20 protein-coding genes are annotated in these 21,520 nt (G+C 42.9%); 1 reads left to right on the plus strand and 19 read right to left on the minus strand.

Annotated elements, in window-relative coordinates; all coding sequences use genetic code 11:
* Positions 1–183 precede the first annotated feature (183 nt).
* The 12 genes from recG to G625_RS0110035 all read right to left on the minus strand — a co-directional run bounded on the left by recG (position 184) and on the right by G625_RS0110035 (position 11,068).
* Positions 184–2,220 carry an ATP-dependent DNA helicase RecG gene (gene recG / locus G625_RS0109980; RefSeq protein WP_044932239.1) on the minus strand — a complete coding sequence of 679 codons (2,037 nt, stop codon included), beginning with the start codon at positions 2,218–2,220 and terminating at the stop codon, positions 184–186.
* Between the two features lie 192 nt (positions 2,221–2,412).
* Positions 2,413–4,128: a DAK2 domain-containing protein gene (locus G625_RS0109985; RefSeq protein WP_029201012.1), complete on the minus strand. Its 1,716-nt coding sequence runs from the start codon at positions 4,126–4,128 to the stop codon at positions 2,413–2,415.
* Positions 4,129–4,216: 88 nt separating this feature from the next.
* Positions 4,217–4,576, minus strand: a complete 360-nt coding sequence (locus G625_RS0109990) for an Asp23/Gls24 family envelope stress response protein (protein WP_029201013.1) — start codon at positions 4,574–4,576, stop codon at positions 4,217–4,219.
* A gap of 246 nt (positions 4,577–4,822) precedes the next feature.
* Entirely contained in the window at positions 4,823–5,041 is a 219-nt protein-coding gene (gene rpmB / locus G625_RS0109995) for a 50S ribosomal protein L28 (RefSeq protein WP_029201014.1), read from the minus strand.
* Positions 5,042–5,289: 248 nt separating this feature from the next.
* The gene (locus G625_RS0110000) at positions 5,290–5,727 is read right to left on the minus strand and encodes a GerW family sporulation protein (protein ID WP_029201015.1); all 438 of its coding nucleotides are present in this window, start codon (positions 5,725–5,727) and stop codon (positions 5,290–5,292) included.
* Complete coding sequence (locus G625_RS0110005; protein WP_029201016.1) at positions 5,727–6,857, minus strand: DUF2953 domain-containing protein; 1,131 nt, start codon at positions 6,855–6,857, stop codon at positions 5,727–5,729. Before G625_RS0110005 ends, G625_RS0110000 begins: the two co-directional genes overlap by 1 nt.
* A 27-nt stretch (positions 6,858–6,884) precedes the next feature.
* On the minus strand, positions 6,885–7,154 hold the full coding sequence (locus G625_RS0110010) for a hypothetical protein (RefSeq protein WP_029201017.1): 270 nt from the start codon (positions 7,152–7,154) through the stop codon (positions 6,885–6,887).
* 6 nt (positions 7,155–7,160) lie between these two features.
* Entirely contained in the window at positions 7,161–7,703 is a 543-nt protein-coding gene (gene pgsA, locus G625_RS0110015) for a CDP-diacylglycerol--glycerol-3-phosphate 3-phosphatidyltransferase (protein WP_029201018.1), read from the minus strand.
* Positions 7,703–8,971, minus strand: coding sequence for a 30S ribosomal protein S12 methylthiotransferase RimO (gene rimO / locus G625_RS0110020; RefSeq protein ID WP_029201019.1), 1,269 nt, complete (start codon positions 8,969–8,971; stop codon positions 7,703–7,705). Before rimO ends, pgsA begins: the two co-directional genes overlap by 1 nt.
* A 2-nt stretch (positions 8,972–8,973) precedes the next feature.
* Positions 8,974–9,366, minus strand: coding sequence for a DNA-directed RNA polymerase subunit omega (gene rpoZ / locus G625_RS0110025; RefSeq protein WP_029201020.1), 393 nt, complete (start codon positions 9,364–9,366; stop codon positions 8,974–8,976).
* Positions 9,347–9,985, minus strand: a complete 639-nt coding sequence (gene gmk, locus G625_RS0110030; protein ID WP_029201021.1) for a guanylate kinase — start codon at positions 9,983–9,985, stop codon at positions 9,347–9,349. The genes rpoZ and gmk overlap by 20 nt, the downstream gene beginning before the upstream one ends.
* Before the next feature lie 201 nt (positions 9,986–10,186).
* Positions 10,187–11,068: a YicC/YloC family endoribonuclease gene (locus G625_RS0110035; protein ID WP_044932242.1), complete on the minus strand. Its 882-nt coding sequence runs from the start codon at positions 11,066–11,068 to the stop codon at positions 10,187–10,189.
* Between the two features lie 261 nt (positions 11,069–11,329).
* Between G625_RS0110035 and G625_RS0110040 the strand changes: the two genes are divergently transcribed.
* Positions 11,330–13,105: an Rqc2 family fibronectin-binding protein gene (locus tag G625_RS0110040; protein WP_029201023.1), complete on the plus strand. Its 1,776-nt coding sequence runs from the start codon at positions 11,330–11,332 to the stop codon at positions 13,103–13,105.
* 56 nt (positions 13,106–13,161) lie between these two features.
* Here G625_RS0110040 and G625_RS0110045 read toward each other — a convergent pair whose 3' ends face one another.
* The 7 genes from G625_RS0110045 to dapB form a co-directional block, all read right to left on the minus strand.
* Positions 13,162–13,920, minus strand: coding sequence for a YebC/PmpR family DNA-binding transcriptional regulator (locus G625_RS0110045; RefSeq protein ID WP_029201024.1), 759 nt, complete (start codon positions 13,918–13,920; stop codon positions 13,162–13,164).
* 479 nt (positions 13,921–14,399) lie between these two features.
* Complete coding sequence (locus G625_RS0110050) at positions 14,400–15,350, minus strand: NAD(P)H-hydrate dehydratase (protein WP_029201025.1); 951 nt, start codon at positions 15,348–15,350, stop codon at positions 14,400–14,402.
* A gap of 144 nt (positions 15,351–15,494) precedes the next feature.
* On the minus strand, positions 15,495–15,854 hold the full coding sequence (acpS, locus tag G625_RS0110055; protein WP_029201026.1) for a holo-ACP synthase: 360 nt from the start codon (positions 15,852–15,854) through the stop codon (positions 15,495–15,497).
* A gap of 20 nt (positions 15,855–15,874) precedes the next feature.
* Positions 15,875–16,510: a redox-sensing transcriptional repressor Rex gene (locus G625_RS0110060; protein WP_029201027.1), complete on the minus strand. Its 636-nt coding sequence runs from the start codon at positions 16,508–16,510 to the stop codon at positions 15,875–15,877.
* A 307-nt stretch (positions 16,511–16,817) separates the two neighbouring features.
* Entirely contained in the window at positions 16,818–18,104 is a 1,287-nt protein-coding gene (locus G625_RS0110065; RefSeq protein ID WP_029201028.1) for an adenylosuccinate synthase, read from the minus strand.
* A 543-nt stretch (positions 18,105–18,647) separates the two neighbouring features.
* On the minus strand, positions 18,648–20,084 hold the full coding sequence (gene purB, locus G625_RS0110075) for an adenylosuccinate lyase (protein ID WP_029201030.1): 1,437 nt from the start codon (positions 20,082–20,084) through the stop codon (positions 18,648–18,650).
* Positions 20,085–20,247: 163 nt separating this feature from the next.
* Positions 20,248–21,012: a 4-hydroxy-tetrahydrodipicolinate reductase gene (gene dapB, locus G625_RS0110080; RefSeq protein ID WP_029201031.1), complete on the minus strand. Its 765-nt coding sequence runs from the start codon at positions 21,010–21,012 to the stop codon at positions 20,248–20,250.
* Positions 21,013–21,520: the final 508 nt, after the last annotated feature.

Below are 21,520 nucleotides of genomic sequence, written 5' to 3' on the forward strand. Positions count from 1 at the left end.
CCCGGGGGACAGTCATAAGCCAGATGATATAGCTTGTATCCGACCCTGCAATTATAAGTTTATCATCAAACCTTGATTACGTTCTGTACATCACTTATCAAAAACATCATCGCGAAATGATTCTACATTAAGAATGCATTATTTACAACTGAGGAAATGCTTATCCATGAACTTTATTTTATACTAAAGAACGTAGCTTTCTTCCAGAAACATATCAAGTTCGTGTCTCAGTTCCATGTTTTCAGGATTTGCAAGTCCAGGATCTGTCCTAAACACATAAATTGCATCTTCCGATGCCTTTTGCAGGAGCTCCTTATCCTGATATATATCCGCAATACTGAAATCCAAAGCTCCCGACTGTCTGATGCCGAAGATATCTCCGGGGCCCCTCAGTCTGAGATCCTCCTCTGCTATATGGAAGCCGTCATTGGAGGACGCAAGTATCGAAAGTCTTTCCTTTGATTTTTTTGAATTCTCCGTATCCACAAAAATACAAAAGCTTTGATGAGAGGATCTCCCCACACGTCCCCTGAGCTGGTGAAGCTGCGCAAGTCCGAAGCGCTCTGCATTCTCAACCATCATGACTGTGGCATTGGGCACATCCACGCCCACCTCAACCACAGTAGTGGATACAAGAATATCGATTTCCTTTTTCAGGAAACGCTCCATTATTTCATCCTTTTCTTTGGGTTTCATTTTCCCGTGAAGCTTTTCTACCTTTATCTCCTTGGGGAACACCCTCCGAATCTTCGAAACATAGTCGGTAACATTTTCAAGGTCAAGAATATCATTCTCTTCAACCATCGGACAAATGATATAGGCCTGCCTTCCTTTCTTTATCTCGTCGTATATAAACTTATAGGCTTTCTGACGATAGCCTTCATTCACAACAGCATTCTTTATGGGCAAACGATTGGATGGAAGCTCTTTTATCATAGAGACCTGCATGTCCGCATACATAAGCATTGCCAGAGTACGGGGAATGGGGGTCGCCGACATTACCAGTATATGGGGACTTCTTCCCTTTTCGTTTAATGTCTTTCTTTGGTTGACTCCGAATCTGTGCTGCTCATCCGTGACCACCAGAGCCAGATCTTTATAGATAACCTTTTCCTGAAACAGTGCATGGGTGCCTATGATTATATCTGCTTTATGGTTTTCGATCTCCTCATAGATCTCCCGTCGCTCTTTTGCCTTGAGTGATCCCGTAACCAGCACTGCCTTAAGGTTCAGATCATTGTCCTCCAGAAGCTTTTTCATTTTGTCATAATGCTGACCTGCCAGGATTTCTGTGGGAGCCATGATAGCTGCCTGATAACCGTTAAGTGCTGTTTCAAGACAGGCCACAAAGGAAACTATAGTCTTTCCGGAACCTACATCTCCCTGAAGAAGTCTGTTCATGATCATTCCGGAAGAGAGATCTTTTCTTATGATTTTAATGGCTTCAGACTGACCATTTGTCAGAGAGAACGGAAGCTTTTTTATAAAATCATCTACACGTTTATCAGGAGTAAGCTTAAAGCAGGATTTCAGATCCTCCGTATTCTGCTTCTTCTTCACGAGGGCTAATGAAAACAAAAAAAGTTCATTATAGGCAAGACGGCCTCTGGCCTTTTCAAAGTCCTCTATGGTATCCGGAAAATGAACATGTGCCACAGCATCCTTCATTTCCATAAGGTTTCTATTGTATCTTATGGCAGCGGGGACAAAATCCGTCTTATACTCAGCCACCTCTATGGCCTGACTGACTGCTTTCACGATGGAGGCATTGGACAAGCCCTTCACCTGACTGTAAACAGGCTCAAGGGTATCCACTTTCTTTTCATAAGCCTCGGGAGAAAAGAGCTTTGGCTGGTTCATGGTTTTCTGGCCGTTGTAGCTTCCGACTTTTCCCATGAAAACAAACATTGATCCGGCTCTCAGGGTATTCCGGAGAAAGGGCGCATTGAACCAGGTGATCCTGAGTCTTCCGGAAATATCCTTTAAATATACACTGGTCATAAGGAGTCCGTGCATTCTGACAACAGCCGCATCTTTTTCCAGCATACCTGTCACCGCCTGCACTTCACCCTCCTGAAGATTCCCTATGGGGACAGGTTTATGAAAGCTCACATATGTGTTGGGGAAAAAATACAGCAAATCATTAACTGAATATATTCCGAGCTTGTTATATAGTTTTTCTGTTTTTGGACCAATGCCCTTAAGATCTTTTAGTTCCATACTTTCTATATAGGTATATTCTATGCCTTAACTACAGGATTTCTGTGTGCCGGATTTAGACCGGTACATATTCCACAGCCTTATCGTGAACTGAAAATCGCTCCCGAGTAATCTCAGGAGCGAAATATGGTCTATAATCTGTGTGATGATAATGTCGGCTTATCCATCCGACACATCTTCAGGATAAAATGCTTATTCTACTGAAAGGAAGTAGTAGTATATCGGCTGTCCGCCAAACTGAAGCTCTGTCTCCAGGGACGGGTACTTCTTACGGATGACTCCCGCAAGCTTTTCCGCCTCTTCCTCTTTCACATCAAGTCCGTAATAAATGGTAATAATCTCAGACTCGCTGTTTACCATCTTTGAAACTGCTTCCTCCACAGCTTTTCCGATGTCCTTCTGAACAGAAAGAAGTCCTTCATCACCCAGAGCCATGATATCGTTTTCCTCTATTGCATGGCCGTCAATTGTAGTATTACGGACAGCATAGGTGATCTCGGCAGAACTTACATATTCTGAAGCATCCTTCATAGCTTCAAAGTTTTCGTCTGCGGTCATATCCGGGCTGAAGCTTATCATAGCGGATATTCCCTGAGGAATGGTTTTTGTAGGCACAACCATGATGGTTTTGTCCTCAACAATTGCCTTAGCCTGATTTGCTGCAAGGATAATGTTTTTATTGTTAGGCAAAACGAAAACTGTCTTGGCATTAACCTTCTCACAGGCATTTATGATATCCTCGGTTGAAGGATTCATGGTCTGTCCGCCTTCGATAACGTAGTCAACACCGACTCCCTTAAAGATTTCAGTGAGACCGTCACCGGCAGAAACAGAAATGAAACCGAATTCCTTCATAGGTTCACTGCTTGCAACTCCGGCTTCATCATCCTTTCTTGCAGAGGCTTCCTCTGCGGCGATCTTTGACGCATCCTTAATGAGAACTTCGTTGTGCTCAAGTCTCATATTATCAACCTTCATCTTTGAGAGATATCCCATGCTGAGACCCTTTTCAAAGGCATCACCGGGGTGGTTGGTATGCACATGGACCTTGATGACATTTTCATCCGAAAAGCAAACGATAGAGTCTCCCACACCGTTCAGCCAGTCTCTGAGACCGTCAACCTCTTCATCTGTAAATTCATGGTCACCGTTAACCATAAACTCCGTACAATAACCGAATTTGATCTCGGCTGTTGAAATGTCTCCTCTGGATTTTCTCTCGCTTACAGGTGCTGCGGAAGGATTTACATCGATTTCAAGATCCTTAACATCTATGTCAAGCTTCTCACCTTTTACTATGGAAAGCGCACCCTTTACCACAGTCATAAGTCCCTGTCCGCCTGAATCAACAACACCTGCTTCTTTCAATACCGGAAGCATCTCCGGGGTTTTGGCAAGAACTTCATCTCCGTAAGCTATTACATCAGAAAGCATCTTGACGATATCTTCTTCTGATACAGATACTTCTGTGATACAATCTGCCATTCCCTTGGCTACGGTAAGTATCGTACCTTCTTTAGGCTTCATTACCGCCTTATATGCAGTCTCAACTGCCCGATTAAAGGCTCTTGCAAGAGTAAGCCCGTCAATATAACCTGACCCGGAATTCTCACGTATCTCCTTTGTGAAACCTCTGATCAGCTGGCTTAATATAACTCCCGAGTTTCCTCTTGCACCGCGGAGCGAACCGCTGGCCATGGCCTTAGCCACATTATCGATGGTAGGCTCTGCAATGGCAGCAACCTCCTTTGCAGCTGACATGATAGTCATGGTCATATTGGTTCCGGTATCACCGTCCGGAACAGGAAATACGTTGAGCTCGTTGATGTATTCCTTATTCGCATTGAGATTATTTGCGGCTGCAAGAAAAGCATCCTTTAACTTTTTTGCATCAATCTGATTACCCACAGGTAATTCCTCCTATATTAACGTTGCTTTGGGGAGCTTTAATCTGCATACAGATGCAGCTCTAATCAGCTCCTTTAAAACCGGTACATCAATCAATAACTCTTACGCCTTCAACGTAAATCTTTACATTCTTTACCTTCATACCGGTATACTCTTCAACTTTATATCTTACGTTTTCGATAAGGTTGTCGGCAACTGCCTTGATGCTGACACCATAGGAAACGATGACATGGAAATCCAGAAGGATCTCATTATCCTCAATCTTCACCATGATGCCCTTTGTAAGACTTTCTCTCTTAAGAAGCTTTACAAGACCACCGGACTGATATGACACCTTAGCCATACCAACGATTCCAAAACACTCTATCGCGGTAGTTCCTGCATAGGTAGCAATAACATCGGGATTGATCTGAATTTCACCCAGCTTGGATGCGATTGTTCCTTTCATAAAGTACCTCCAGAAATATCTTAATTCATATAAAAAATCTTCAGTTAAAACCACGCATTAACATAAGGCACATCCTACGATACTGTCTTTCAGATGTACCCATGTCTTTTGATTATAACATATATATCATAACCATGCACTCTTACTTTGGTCCGGTGACCACAAGAGAGCGCTCTTGCATGAAAAAAGGGTATTACGAAAATGCTCTCGTAATACCCTATCATACATCAACTAGACGATCCTGAATCAAGCGTTTGCTTCAACAGTCTTAGATGTACCGATTGCACGCTGAACCTTGCCAGATCTTAAGCAGGAAGTACATACATACATCTTCTTTGTACCGCCATTTACCATAACTCTGACTGACTTAACGTTAGCCTTCCAGATCTTGTTTGATCTTCTATGTGAATGGCTTACCTTATTTCCGAAGTGAACTGCCTTCTCACAAACTGCGCATTTTGCCATGGTTGCACCTCCCTTTCACAATAATCGAATCAGATGCACATCTGAATTCGCGACTTGAATATACTATCAAATATCATTCTATAATGCAAGCTTTATTTTACAAAAAAAACTTTTATTACGAGGATCAAATTTAGCAATAATTGCCAAGCTGACGATTTGCTCAGGCTATGTTAAGCTGCAACATCCGGTGCATAACCGGATCTGGCCGGTCTGCAGCTGACATCTGCAATTTCAGAGTGACAGCCGGATCAAATCTCATCCACCATATATGTGTCTTCAGCATTATCAGCTATTTTGTCGGCAGCAGCCTGGGCATCCCTGGAGACTCTGTTTCCGCCGGTTATCTTATCGATGGCTTCCGGCAGCATATCTAGGATCTTTGTCATGGCATCCTGATTCTTGATATTAACAAGCTTAGTGTTGCCGCCCTGTAAAATAAGAATAGCTGTCGGGGTGATCCTTGAGCTTAATGCTCCCGCACCGCCTTCTCCCTCTTTTGTCTCCTTGGGCTTTACAAATCCTCCTGCTCCCATACCACAGCTGACTTCAATAAGCGGGATCAATGTTGCATCACCAACCTTAACAGGCTCGCCCACAACTGTCTTGGAATTTACAAAACCATCCATCCCCTGAAACAGAGTGTTTAAAATATTCTGTACATTATTGTTGTTATTTTCATCCATCATTAATCCCCCTTGAAATGGTTTGCGACTACCAGTCGGATTTTTTTATTCATCATAAGTTCAACGATCGAGACCAAAAGATGTATAAGCCTGATATGTCCTTTGAAGTTCATATCCCCTTTCATAACAGGTCTGTTGAATACCGGTTCGATGGAAAACTCTCTTCCATACAGAGGATGCAGCAAACTCAGGTACATCAGAACCTGACCCACAGTTGCAGGATCTTCTGATCCATATACAAAATGTCCCTTCAGCACTCGGAATTTATAGTGTTTTATAAGATACCGGACATTTTTTACGAGAAGCCCGACTGCCTTCTGATTTTCAGGATCGTTTATCTGTTCTCTTATTTTGTTTATATTTTGAACAACATCCTTTATTCTACCAAGAAATGCCGCAAATTGCTCTTTGATTTTATCTAAAAGTGTTTTTTCTATTATATGTCTGGTGTTGGATTTTTTGCTGTCGGGTGCCTGCTCAGGGCTTTGCTCCGAAGTTTCGGAAGGTTCTTTTTCCTGATCAGGTTCAACCGGTTCCATATCATCCGAAGGTTCTATGACGGATACTTCATCGGTAATATCAGTTTCGGTTGTACTGATATCTTCAACATCAGCTTGTTCCAGATTCGAAATCTCTGATGATTCGGTAACAGTCACCGATGTTTCTTCCGGTTTAACCATTGCTTCCGATGTTTTTTCGGTGTCTTCTACGATTTGATCATCGTCTGAACCGGTTTCTTCTGCCTTTTCTAATAAAATATCTGTCGAGTCAACATTCTCTTTAGAAGTCACATTTTCATCCTCCTCGGATTCTGTCTCTTCCAAATCCTCTTCTCTCAAAGCTTCTGCTTCCTCTTGAGGTTCATCCTCCTCCGGAGATTTCATGAGAGTTATCCATAACACTTTCAGAAACATCTGAAGTCCCTCATCTGTATAGACGGCTTTGAAACGTACGATTTTCATCAGCCAGTCGGCTTTGAAATTTATACTATAATCCGTTAACTCCTCGCCCTTATATCCTTCGGAAGCATATCTTATGGGAACAAACAGAATCACTGCCAGAAGCAGCAGGATCAGCAACAAAAAAAGGAGGAGTATGCCGCCTATGACTTTTAATATCGTCAGGACAATCATCAATTCCTCCTTGTTTAATGGTTTAGTTTAAAAATCTTTTCTGGCCAGTATCATCTTAGTGACACAATCCACCGCATCTTTGTAACCGTAACCTATGCCAAGTATTTCAACATTTTCCGTATCCAGTTTCGGATTCAGAAACATGGCCTGATTATAAATCTCATAAAGATTCGGGCTCTTGGCTTCAACTATGACATACGCTCCCGGTTGAAAGTGCCTTTTTTGAAGATTTTCAAGTATATATTTCTTATGTTCTGCAGCATGTCTGCCCCAAAACATATTTTTAGAAAAGATCATACAAATTTACATTCCGCCCTCTGTGATAACCCTGATATTTTTTGCCATATAATCCACTAAAGATACTATGGTAAGAATCAAAGCAATGACTGCGAATATATCCATGACAAGCTTCAAAGCAGGAACATTAATGATCAAAAGGATAACAGTAAACATCTGAAATACCGTTTTGAATTTCCCCCACCAGGAGGCCGCTATAACGATTCCGTTGTCAGCCGCTACAAGTCTGAAGCCTGAAATGATAAACTCGCGGGCAATTATGATGATCACATACCATGCCGGAAGCTGATCAAGTTCAATAAGACATATCAGAGCCGAGCACACCAGAAGCTTATCCGCAAGGGGATCCATAAACTTTCCAAAATCAGTCACGAGATTCTGACGGCGCGCAATCTGTCCATCCAGGAAATCCGTGAATGAAGCAAGGCAGAATACTACCAGCGCCGCTATACGCATATTCTGATCTGTGCCCCCCTTAAAAAGAAGCAGGAACACAAAAACCGGGATCATGACAACACGAAGTAAAGTCAGTTTATTTGGTAAATTCATCAGATACGCTCCCCAATCAGGTCATAACCGTCTGCATCAATAATACGGCAGTCGATCATATCACCGGAAACTTTATTGTTGTAATCTCCTGCATCAACGAAAACCAGACTGTCGATATCAGGATTATCCATGTATGAACGGGTGAGATACATATTGTTGTCAGGATCGTAACCTACAATGATTACACGAAGCTCCCGTCCAACCTGCTCTCTTGCTTTTTCAAAAGCGATACCCTGCTGAAGCTTCATTATCTCGTCCTGACGCTGAAGCTTTATCTTTTGCGGGATCTGAGGTTTCATTTCTGCCGCGGCAGTACCCTCTTCCTGAGAATATGGAAATACTCCAAGCCTGTCGAAACGCATTTCCTTTACAAAATCCTTCAGGATGGCAAAGTCTTCTTCTGTTTCTCCCGGGAATCCCGTAATAAGAGTGGTTCTCAGGACTATATCCGGAATAGCATTACGAAGCGCAGCTATCCTCTCCTTAAGTTCAGCCTGTCTTGTCTTTCTGTGCATATTCTCAAGGATATGATCCGAGGCATGCTGTATAGGTATATCAAGATAATGAACAACCTTTTTGTTGTCACGGATAGCAGCGATAAGTTCATCATCGATTTCTTCCGGATAACAATAGAGAATACGGATCCACTCGATACCATCTATCTCTGAAAGTTTTTCCAGAAGTTCGGGAAGAGCCTTCTTATGGTAAATATCCTTTCCATATAAGGTTGTCTCCTGAGCCACAAGGATAAGTTCCTTAGTTCCTCTTTCCGCAAGCATCTCAGCTTCTTCTACGAGATGCTCCATGGGAACAGAACGATAATGTCCTCTTAATGAAGGAATGATACAGTAAGTGCAATACTTATCACAGCCTTCGGCAATCTTCAGGTATGAGGTGTAATTGTCAGCATTATCAACCCGGGCAAGCTGAACATCCAGCTTATCCACATAATCACTTATACCCATGACTTCATCAACCTCAGGCAATTCCTTCCTGATCTGGTCTTTATAGCGTTCAACTAAACAGCCGGCGACTATGATTTTCTTAAGATTCGCCGACTGCTTATATTCACCCATTTCAATAATGGTATTTATGCTCTCTTCCTTTGCATCCCCGATGAAAGAACAGGTATTTATGATAGCGATATCAGCCTCTGCAGGATCATCGGTTATCTCTGAACCGGGATACTTCTCCAGCAGATTACTGAGCATCTTTTCACTATCAACCCGGTTTTTATCACAACCGAGAGATATCATATGTATCTTCATATTTATGCTTCGCTATCGGAATTATAGTCATCTTCTGATGATGCTGAAGGTGAATTGTCAATTATCTCAGATGTGCCATCATCTTCCTCATCATATTCTTCTGTAGCAAAATCAAAACGCTTTTCAACAGCATTGGTTCTGATCTCGTCCTCTACTTCAGCTCCACGCTTGATGGTTATGGCATTTTTAGCAAGCTCCTCTACTGCAATTGAAAGAGGCTTTCTGCCGGGATCTACAGGGAGAACAGGCTCCGCACCATCGATCAGCTGTCTTGCACGCTTTGCGCTTGCGATAACAACAGAATATCTGCTTTCTACAAGTTTATCGGTGTCATCCTGAATGGCATTGGTATTGTTAGCCGCATCGATCAGGTCATTATATGTTTGCTGTGACATCTTCTATCCTCCTAAGATCTTTTCTCACATTTTCAATGATATCAATATGCTGAGCCGCTCTTTCGTGCTGAGCACGAATGAGATTATGCAATTTTTCGGTGCATGTGTCAATATCATCATTTATTAAAATATAATCATAGGCTTCTACACCTTCAGACTCCTGAACAGCCCTCTGAAGCCGCTTTTCAACAACCTCGGGAGATTCTGTTCCTCTTCCTATAAGACGGCTCTTCAACTCTTCTCCGGAAGGAGGAGTAATGAAGACAAGTACCGCTTCCGGAAACTTCTCCTTGATCTTGAGCGCCCCCTGTATCTCTATCTCCAGAAGCACGTCCTTTCCGGCATCAAGCTGCGACCGGACAAATTCCTTCGGAGTGCCATAGTAGTTATCTACATACCGGGCATACTCCACAAGCTCATCCTTGCTGATCATCTCTTCAAACTCTTCCTTTGTTTTGAAGAAATACTCTCGTCCGTCAAGTTCTCCTTCTCTCGGCTTACGGGTGGTACAGGATACAGACAGGGCATAATTGTTATATTTGGCAAGCAGGTTCTTCATAAGAGTACCTTTGCCCGCACCGGAAAAGCCCGATACCACAACCAGCGATCCTTTGTTCATAAAATATTCCTCTCATCTATTAACGCTGTTTTTGAGCCTTAATATCTGACACACAGATGCACATCTATCCGGCTCTATAAATGCCATCAAAAACTCTCTGCTTTATACAGGATTCCGAATTATACCATAAAAACCCGCCATCCACACATACGAGTATTTAACATTGGCAAAAGCCGGTTCTGCATGACAGTGTTAATGTTATCACTCCAGATTCTGAATCTGCTCTCTTATCTTCTCTATCAGAGTTTTGAGTCCGATAGCATCATCTGAAATTATAAGATCATTAGCCTTGCTGAGGGTTGTATTGGCCTCACGGTTCATCTCCTGTGCCAGGAAATCAAGTTCTCTTCCCACAGAGCCGCCCTTTTCGAGCTTTTCCCTCATATTTTTAATATGACTGTGGAGGCGAACCCTCTCTTCATCCGTACAGGTCTTGTCAGAATACATGGTAACTTCCTGGACTATACGTGATTCATCGATTCCGGCAGTTCCAAGCAGTTCTTCAACCTTCATACGAAGCTTTTGTTCAAATGCTGCCGCAATTTCAGGAGATCTCTCATCGATTCTTTCGACGATGGCTTCCATTTCATCAAGCTTTCCGAGAAGATCCGCTTTGAGATTTTCGCCCTCCCGAACTCTGGTATCAACAAAATCAGATAATGCCTTACGCAATGCAGGATTAAGTCTTTCCCAAAGCTTGTCATCATTTTCAGACTCTTCCGAAATAACAAGTACATCCGGCAGGTTGGCAATGCTTGTTACTTTAACATTATCATCCACACTAAGCTCGCTGCTGATCCTGCGAATAGCCTCAAGATACTCTCTTGCCAGGTCCATATTGAGGCGCAAGGACTTTGAACCTTCTCCAAACTCTTCATAGGTAACGAAAAGGTCGACCTTTCCTCTGGAAATAAACTCCTTGATAGTATTACGGATATCGGCTTCAAGTGCATTGAACTTCTTCGGCATCTTGATGTTAAGATCAAGAAAACGCGAATTAACCGACTTAACTTCAACTGACAAACGGTAAATATCATTGGATATCTCGCATCTGCCAAATCCGGTCATACTTTTTAAATCCATAACATACCCCTTTGAAAACATATGATATTTTTGTAACAGTTCCGCCTGCGGGCCATGGGGAGGGAGTTGGTGGTCTATTTTAGGGAAATGAACCACCAACCCAGTCCCCATGATCCACTGACTAAACTGCTGCATTTTTTTGATATGTCGGAAATTGATACCCCCGTCTGCGGCTTGTCTTTTCCGAACATTTGTTATAAATTATAGTCTACCTATAAAAATAAGTAAAGTTAAAGAAATTACGGAAAGAAGGTTGGTTCAATGGCATACGATGGCTTGGTTGTATCTGCAACCGTTAAGGAGTTTCGTAAAAACCTGATCGGTGGAAAAATATCCAAAATCACACAGCCGGAAAAGGATGAGATTGATTTAACTATCAGAAACCAAAAGGATAATTATCGTTTGAAAATTTCTGTGAATCCATCTCTTCCTCTTTGTATACTCACAGAAGAAAAAAAGCTGTCTCCCATGGCAGTACCGACCTTTTGTATGGCACTCAGGAAGCACATAGGTAACGGTGCCATACTTAATGTTATCCAGCCTGACCGGACTCTGGAAAAAAACGGGCTGGAAAGAGTTATCATTTTTGAGATTGAGCATCTGGATGAAATGGGCGATCTTGGAAAGCGCTACTTATCTGTTGAATTGATGGGAAAATATTCAAATCTCATACTCTACCGAGAGGACCGGATCATCATTGATTCCGTGAAACGTATTTCTGTTTCACAGTCTTCCGTCAGAGAAGTATTGCCTAACAGGCCATATTTTATACCGGATTCGGGAGATAAAAAGAATCCTCTGGAACTTGGTAAGGAAGCATTTGCAAATCTTATAGGTAATATGCCGGAGCCTGCATTCAAGGCTTTGTTCCATGGAATAACGGGCCTCAGTCCTCTCACAGCTTCAGAAATCTGCCATGTGAGCCGGGTGGATCCGGACCTTTCAGCCAACTGTCTGGAGCCGGAAGCATTGGCCAGACTTTACAATGCTTTCCATGACATAATCGAGAATACCGTTTCTCTTTCCGGACCGGATCCCGTGATCATTTATAAAGACGGAGTGCCTTCTGACTTTTCCGCCTTTGATCTTTCCATATATGAAGAGGATCCTAAATACGAAGTACGCCACTTCTCCTCCATGAGCGAAGTTATCAACCAGTTCTACAGCGAAAAGGACAAGAGTTCCCGTATGCGCCAGAGATCCACGGATCTGAGAAAAGTGGTTAGTACTCTTATGGAACGTACCTCAAAGAAGCTTAACATCCAGGAAAAGCAGCTTAAAGACACAGAGGGCATGGATAAATTCCGTGTATACGGAGAGCTTCTTCATACTTATGGCTATTCACTGGAAGGCGGTGAGGACCATCTCACCTGTGAGAATTTCTACACCAATGAAGAGATCACCATCCCTCTCAAAAAGGATCTTACAGCATCTGAGAACGCAAAGCATTACCTTGAAAAGTATGACAAGCTTAAGCGCACCAAGGAAAATGTCACCGTTCAGCTCAGAGAAACCAGGCTTGAGCTTGAGCATCTGGAGTCTATACAGACATCTCTTGATATAGCCGAAAGCGACGAAGATCTTCAGGATATCAGAAGAGAAATGAGCGATTATGGTTTCATCCATAAGGTTCAGGGTAAAGAAAAAGCCAAGCTTCAGCGTAAATCAAAGCCCTATCACTTTGTTTCCGAAGACGGCTACGAAATTTTTGTCGGAAAGAACAATTACCAGAACGAAGATGTTACTTTCAAAATAGGTGACGGCGGAGACCTGTGGTTCCATGCGAAGAATGTCGCAGGCTCCCATGTCATCGTAAAAACCGGCGGACAGAATATTGAAGAAATTCCCGACAGACTCTTCATCGAAGCCGCAGGACTGGCAGCCTACTACTCTTCTCACCGCAGCGACCAAAAGGTCGAAGTGGACTATACCGTCCGAAAGAATCTCAAGAAGGTGCCTAATGCTGCTCCCGGATTCGTAATCTACCACCAGAACTGGTCAGTTACCGTTGAACCGAAAAACATGACGGAGAACTAAAAAATCCCCGCGCATCGGTATAAATCCGATGCGCGGGGATATATTTTTATATATAATTACTGAACGCTGTCGTCGTTCTCCTCTTCCCAATTGGTGTAAACATTCTGAACATCCTCAGATGCATCAAGAAGATCGAGAGTTCTGCGAAGTCCCTTTACTGCCTCAGGGTCTGTTACTGATACGTAGTTCTGAGGAACCATAACCACATCTGCCTCAGCCATAGGGATGCCCTGCTTCTCGATGTTGGCACGAACCTCATCAAAATCTGAAGGAGCTGTGTAAATTACGTATGAATCTTCCTCATCCTGGATATCCTCAGCACCTGCTTCGATAGCCATATCCATAAGAGTATCGAAATCCTTATCAAGATCATCCATAGCTTCCTTATCAAGGATGATCTGTCCCTTCTCATCGAACATGAAGGAAACCGCACCCTGGGTTGCAAGTGAGCCTTTTCCCTTTGTAAAAGCGGAACGAATATCTGCAGCTGCACGGTTCTTGTTATCTGTAAGTACCTTTACGATAAGGGCAACACCGTTAGGGCCGTAACCCTCGTACTGAAGCTCCTCAAAGTTATCTGCCTCCATGGATCCGGCAGCCTTCTTGATACCGTTGTTGATTGTATCGTTAGGCATGTTGTTTGCCTTAGCCTTTGCGATAACAGCTGCAAGCTTAGAGTTGTTGGAAGGGTCAGGACCGCCGGCTTTAACAGCAAGCGCAATCTCATGGCCGATCATAGTGAAAATTTTGCCCTTAGCAGCATCATTCTTTTCTTTCTTTGCTCTAATATTAGAAAATTTTGAATGTCCTGACATATCTTTCTCCTCATATCATAAATTACTAAATCCTCGGTTTCCGGAGTAAATAATACTCCATGACCGGACTTTCTATAAATCAAACTCTAGTACTATAACGTAAAATACAAATAGAATCAAGAGGGATATGAGTCATGGTAAATCAGATTCTTACTTGGCTCATAATCTGTTTTTAGAGATATGAGTCATGATGAATCGTATTCTTCCTTGACTCACATCTGTTTTTTGAAGATATGGGGCATGGATAATCGGACTTAACATTGACTTATAATCCTTTTTGGGAAATATGGGTCATACAAAATCTGACTTGACATTGACTCATAATCCTCATTGGGGAGATATGGGTCATAGCTAATCGGAAGCTTAGTTGACCTCATTCAGTAATTTGTGATTTAAAGTCAATTACTTATACCAGGCAATTGACTCAAAAACCCAGATTCGAATATGTGGTCATTCGTAATACAATAATTATTACCCCGTCACTCCATTCTGATTCTGTCCAATACAGTTCCGAGTTTATCTGCAGTATCCCTGGCGAGAACTCCGTTGACTCCAAAGGTTTTGGCGGCTTCTCTTCCGGCTTCAGCGTGGATGAGTACTGCGGCAACTGCGGCTCTGTATGCGATTTCCATCGGATTCAGAGCTATCTCAAGAGATACAGATGGTCTCATCAAGGCGTATAAGCCTGCAATGGTGCCGCTCAGAACATCTCCGGAGCCGCCTTTACTGAGAGCAGGACTTTCTTTCGTATTTTTAAACATGGCTTCATGTTGTGCATCACATATCAAGGTTTGTGAACCTTTCATGACTGTTATCAGACCAAACTCTCCGGAAACAGTCTCTGCATAGTATTCCGTATTATTAACCACTTCCGATATTTCACAATCTGCCAGTCGACTCATCTCCATTGGATGCGGGGTGATAACCACCGGGATATCTTCCGCTACGGACTTCAACTTATCTTTGAGATGAGGCATGGAGCTTATGATGTTGAGACCATCCGCGTCTATTATAAGAAGCGGATGCTTTTCTTCTGCCTTGTCCCCCAATTTATCAGACACAGCGTTTAATATCTCTTCTACCATATCTTTGCTGAGATCGGTCGTTCCCATACCGGGTCCCAGCACCATAACATCCGCCCAGACTGCATTCCTCTCAGATATTTCCTGAAGATCCGTTTCCTCATCATAGCCTTCGAAAATGGCTTCCGGCAGCAGAGTCTGAAGGATCAGACGATTATCCTTATGTGTGAGAAACTTGACAAGTCCGGCTCCGGTCCGGTAAGCAGCCAAAGCCGAAAGATAGGCTGCTCCGCTCATCCCTTTGCTTCCTGCAACTATAAGAACTTTCCCATAGGTGCCTTTGTGACTGTCCACAAGTCTTTTCGGAATATAGGCATAAAACTTTGAATCATCTGTCACTATCTGCATGGTCTCTCCTTTTTGACCCATACCACGTACTTAAATCCAGCAGATTCGTACTTTGGCAGTCAATGATTCTGACCCAAAAGGGTCATGACTTCAACAAAATTGTTTAGTGTAAATGAAAGATATGAATATACTATACAAGATGTCTCACCCTTCCATTACTGCAAATGCCGACACCAGATCTTTTGTGTCGGTAATGGATAAGTGTATGGTTTTTCCGCCAAGCTCTTCGAATTTCTTTTGTGCATTACCGTGGAGTACAGCATAGGGTTTTCCTTTTTCATCCCTGAGGATCTCAATTTCAGAAGGACGGATTCCTTCGGTGAAACCTGTGCCGAAGCACTTGACTATACATTCCTTACATGCAAAATCGCCGGCAAGCATCGAATCTTTGTCAGATGCCTGCCGACGCTCGTTCTCGGAAAAAATACGTTCTACAGTTTTGTTTCTTCTTGTATTTTTTATGCGGCTGATCTCGATAAGATCAGTTCCGATTCCTATGATCATAACTGAATCCTATCAATCGTTTAATCTTCAAGAGCCTCGCCCATACGATAGCTGAGTCTCATAAGTGACTCTGAAAGATGAACATTCTCAATAACAATATTATCAGGAACATCAAGGTCTACATGGGCAAAATTCCAGATTCCCACAATTCCTGCATCTATAAGCTGCTCAACAACTTTAACTGCCGGGCCCTTAGGGATACACACTGCAGCCATTTTGATGTCGTTCTCTTTGATGATACTTTCAAGCTTTTCCATAGGCTGGATCTGGATTTCTCCGACCATATTTCCGATAATGCTTGGATCCTTATCGAAAATGGCCTTAACGATAAATCCTCTCTTACGGAAATTTGTATAGTTGGCAAGAGCCTGTCCGAGATGTCCGGCACCGACGATGATCATTTCATGTTCATTGTCAATGTTTAAAATCTTGGCTATCTCATCATGGAGATTCTTGATGTTATATCCATAACCCTGCTGTCCGAAACCTCCAAAGTTGTTCAGATCCTGTCTGATCTGAGAAGCAGTAAGCTTCATACGCTTGCTGAGCTCACTTGAAGAAATACGTTCGATGCCCTGATCCATAAGATCTTCAAGGTAACGATAATACCTGGGAAGTCTCTGGATGACTGCCTGTGAAATATCTTTCTTAGCCATAATATCCCTCTATAATTACTTAAAGATTTTTATTGTCAATGCGGTCTTTCGAACAAGTAATAATCACCTATTTCCTTTCAGACCCTTTGATAAATATTATACATTTTTGTTAATATTATGTCAAAAAGAAGTTGTAGAATTCTTAACAATTCATAGAAACCATACGAATTCTTTTGATCCGCAAAAAGCCTTATGACTCTCACGATTATAATCCCCGGGCAGATATAAAAAGACTGATCGGACACCATATCCGATCAGTCTCGTATTATCATACTATAAATATATCCACCAGGAAGCTTTCTCTGTTTTAGATCTTCGGTGTTCTCTTAAGTATTGCGTGTCTCTCAGGACCGTTGGAAACCATGGTGATAGGTGTCTCGATCTGCTTCTCGATGAAGTCAATGTAGTCCTTGCACTCCTTCGGAAGATCCTCGTAATTCTTGATACCGCAGATATCACAGTTCCATCCCGGAAGTGTTTCATAAACAGGCTTTGCTTTGTGAAGAAGCGGTGTTACAGGGAAATCTGTAGTTACCTTTCCGTCTATCTCATAACCTGTGCAAACCTTAAGCTCCTTAAGATAGCCAAGTACATCAAGTACTGTAAGGACAGCCTCGGTTGCGCTCTGGAGCTGACAGCCGTACTTTGAAGCAACCGCATCATACCAGCCTACTCTTCTCGGACGGCCTGTAGTTGCACCGTACTCGCCCTTGTCTCCGCCTCTCTTACGAAGCTCCTCTGCCTCATCTCCGAAAAGCTCAGATACGAAATCTCCGGCACCTACTGCTGAAGAATAAGCCTTTGTAACAGCAATTATATCTTTAATCTCATATGGAGGAATACCTGCACCAACTGCACCGTAAGCTGCAAGTGTTGAGCTTGAAGTAACCATCGGATAGATACCATGATCCGGATCCTTCATTGTTCCCAGCTGACCTTCCAGAAGAACAGTCTTTCCTGCCTTAAGAGCCTCTCTCAGGAACTTGGAAGTATCTGTAACATATGGTGCGATGAGCTCTCTCTGCTTGTGCATCTCTGCAAGAAGATCCTCATATACAAGCTCAGGAGCATGATAAAGCTCACGGAGTGTAGCATTCTTCATCTCAACAACCTTATGAAGTCTGTCAGTGAGAACCTCTTCATCAAAAAGCTCATTTACCTGAAGACCGATCTTTGCAAACTTGTCAGAGAAGAAAGGAGCGATGCCGGACTTTGTGGAACCATAGCTCTTTCCTGCAAGTCTTGCCTCTTCAAGACTGTCAAAAAGTACATGATATGGCATCATAACCTGTGCGCGATTAGAAACAAGTATCTTAGGTGTGGGAACGCCTGCATCAACGATTGACTTAAGCTCGGAAACGAACTTTTCAATGTCCAATGCCACGCCATTGCCAAGTACCGATGTTGTGTGATCATAGAACACACCGCTTGGAAGAAGGTGAAGAGAAAAACGGCCATAATCGTTAATTATCGTATGACCTGCATTTGCGCCTCCCTGAAAACGTACAACGATATCAGAAGACTCTGCAAGCATGTCAGTTATCTTACCTTTTCCTTCGTCTCCCCAGTTTGCACCTACGATTGCTCGAACCATAAAAATCCTCCTAAAGGGATAGTATCCATATGGACACTACTGATGCTTCTCACCTTTTTGACACATACCAACAACATAAAATGAAATCGGGCGGTTGAACCGCTGTGAGAGATTCGTGACCGAAGCATCAAAAATATTATTTTTTAGTCAGACCCGTGAACCAGATGAAAATATATATCACCGTTGGTATCACAATCAGACAAAACAGGACCGCCAGGATATACTCTTTTTTCGCACCAGTAAAGGCAAAAAACAAAAGCATCACAAGCAATATGCCTATTAAAACCAATGCCAAAACGGCAAGTATCCGTTTTAATGACATAACTGCACCTCCCGGCTCTGCGCTTTAGCACAGACAAAAAAATTATATAAATAAACCTCATATATTTCAAGGTTAATGTTATAAGTATTCGTTATGTTTCTTGTTCAAAAAGTAACAGTTCAGCCGGTGGACCATGGGGACGTGGTTAGTGGACCATTTTTGAAAAATGGTCCACTAACCACGTCCCCATGGTCCACCGGCTAAACTGTTATTGTATGTTTTTATACCTTGATCTCAGCTGTAAGTCCGAGCACTTCCTTGTTCTCCTCAAGAATCGGATTTACAACTTCGTTAATGTAGTCCTCAGTCTGCTTTGGTGAGCGGCCTACATAACGCTCAGGCTGCATGCTTGCTTCCAGATCTTCGAGTGAAAGGTGGAAGCTTGGATCAGCGGCGATGAGTTCAAGGAGGTTATTGTCCTTGCCCTCTTCCTTGACTGTCTTTCCTGCTTCCATGCTGAGCTGTCTGATCTTCTCATGAAGCTCCTGACGGTCTCCGCCTGCCTTAACAGCATCCATCATGATGTTCTCTGTAGCCATGAAAGGAAGCTCCGCCATAAGGTGCTTTCGGATAACCTTTGGATAAACTACAAGACCATCCACAACATTAAGGTAAAGGTCAAGGATTCCATCGATGGCAAGGAAGCCCTCAGGTACTGAAAGACGCTTGTTTGCAGAGTCATCAAGGGTACGCTCAAACCACTGGGTGCTGGACACAAGCATTGGATTCATAACGTCTGACATAACATAATCAGCAAGAGATGCGATACGCTCCGAACGCATAGGATTACGCTTGTAAGCCATGGCACTGGAACCGATCTGGTGCTTCTCGAAGGGCTCCTCAATTTCCTTCATATGCTGAAGCATGCGGATGTCGTTTGTGAACTTGTGAGCTGACTGGGCAATGCCTGCGAGAATGCTTAAAACGCGGAAATCCACTTTACGACTGTAGGTCTGACCTGAAACCGGATAGCAGGACTTGAAGCCCATCTTTTCGGCTATCTTCTGATCCAGCTCACGGCACTTTGCGTGATCGCCGTCAAAAAGCTCCAGGAAGGAAGCCTGGGTTCCTGTTGTTCCTTTGGAACCAAGTAACTTAAGAGAATCGAGAACATAATCCAGATCCTGAAGATCCATAACAAGATCATTGATCCAGAGAGTAGAACGTTTGCCGACTGTGGTTGGCTGTGCCGGCTGGAAATGCGTATATGCAAGAGTAGGGAGATCCTTGTGCTTCATGGCGAACTTGCTGAGCTCATTGATACAGTTGATAAGCTTCTTACGAACAAGCTCGAGACCCTGACGCATGATGATGATATCGGTGTTATCACCAACATAGCAGGAAGTAGCACCCAGGTGAATTATTCCCTTTGCTGTGGGGCACTGAACGCCATAAGCATAAACATGACTCATTACGTCGTGGCGAACCTCTTTCTCACGGGCTTCCGCAACTTCATAGTTAATGTCATCCTGATGTGCTTTAAGTTCATCAATCTGCTCTTTGGTAATGTTAAGACCCAGCTCATGCTCAGTCTCAGCCAGAGCTATCCAGAGCTTTCTCCATGTACGGAACTTGTTGTCCTGTGAGAAAATGTACCGCATCTCCTCTGAAGCGTAACGACCTGTCAGTGGGCTGGTGTAACGATTGTGTTCTGCCATCTTGATCTCCTTTTAATAAATCATAAATGAATGATGATCGGATTATAAAATAACCCGCAACATTTAAAAATATATACTATTTTTTTCCGGCTGTCGAATCCATATTAACATGTTCAATTAAAAAAGCAGTTTCGGATATAATCCGAAACCACTTTGTTTTTATTTACGCCAGAACATCCTGCATGGAATAAAGTCCTGCAGCCTTTCCGTTAAGGAACTTAGCGGCGTTGAGGGCGCCGTTAGCAAAAATGTTTCTGGAATAAGCTGTATGATTGAAGGTGATGACTTCGTCTTCACCGGCAAAAATGATGTCATGAACGCCGGCGATAGTTCCGCCACGAACGGCACTTACACCGATTTCATCATGAGGACGTGCTTCACGACGGTTTGAACGGTCATAAACATAAGCCATTTTGTTATCGAGAGCCTCATTTACTGCATCTGCAAGGGCAATGGCTGTACCCGAGGGAGCATCTGCCTTTCTTCTATGGTGCTGCTCAACGATATCGATATCAAAGCCTTTCTCATAAAGCTTCTTTGCAGCTTCCTTCACAAGTGAAAGAAGAAGGTTTACACCGATAGACATATTAGCACTTCTAAGAACAGGAGCCTTCTTTGAAATCTCCTTTACACGGGCAAGCTGCTCCTCTGAAAGACCTGTTGTGCACTGAACGCAGGGTTTTCCGGTCTTCTCTACATAATCAAGAAGTCCGTTAATGGCAGGTGCCACTGAGAAATCGATGATCACATCAAAATCCTCAGTAACTTTGTCAAAGCTGCTGTATACAGGGAATCCAAAAGCGGGGTCATCGAGATGGTCCTCTCGGTCCAAACCGGCCACAATTTCAATGTCATCCATAGCTTTAGCACAATTTGCAACATTTCTACCCATAACGCCCATAGCGCCGAAAATCAATACTTTAGTCATTCGTCTCTCCATTCTGCTAAGTTTAATACCCTACAAGCTGTAATATAACTCCCATCTATTACAGTATTTTGAAGCCTTTATGTCTGAAATTTTGATCTGATTAGCTCTATAATACAGCCTATATGCTTATAGCCATCAATTGTTTTTTAAAAACAGCAGTGATCGAATCTGATTTAGGATCACTGCTGTATATTATATTACTAATACTTCCCACATGAATAAGTGCCGGAAAGCCTTATTCTAAGCGGGTTTCCAACAATAAAATAGCGTAGTCACAACCCAGCTGTGATATAATTAAGTTGCTAACAAAAACATTCACAACATAGGAGTGCTACGCTATGAATACTATATCACAGTCTGAGATATTGCTTCAAGATGCTACGAACGAAGTCGGTTCTTTCCTCCGAAAATATCAGGTATCTGATATTCTGAAACAGTGCAATGGTTACAAGCAGAAAGGCTTTTCGGTGATCCAGCTGTTTGCCTACCTGGTAACGCTGATGTTCCA

Source organism: Oribacterium sp. NK2B42 (assembly GCF_000424445.1).
Taxonomy (GTDB): Bacteria; Bacillota; Clostridia; order Lachnospirales; family Lachnospiraceae; genus Oribacterium.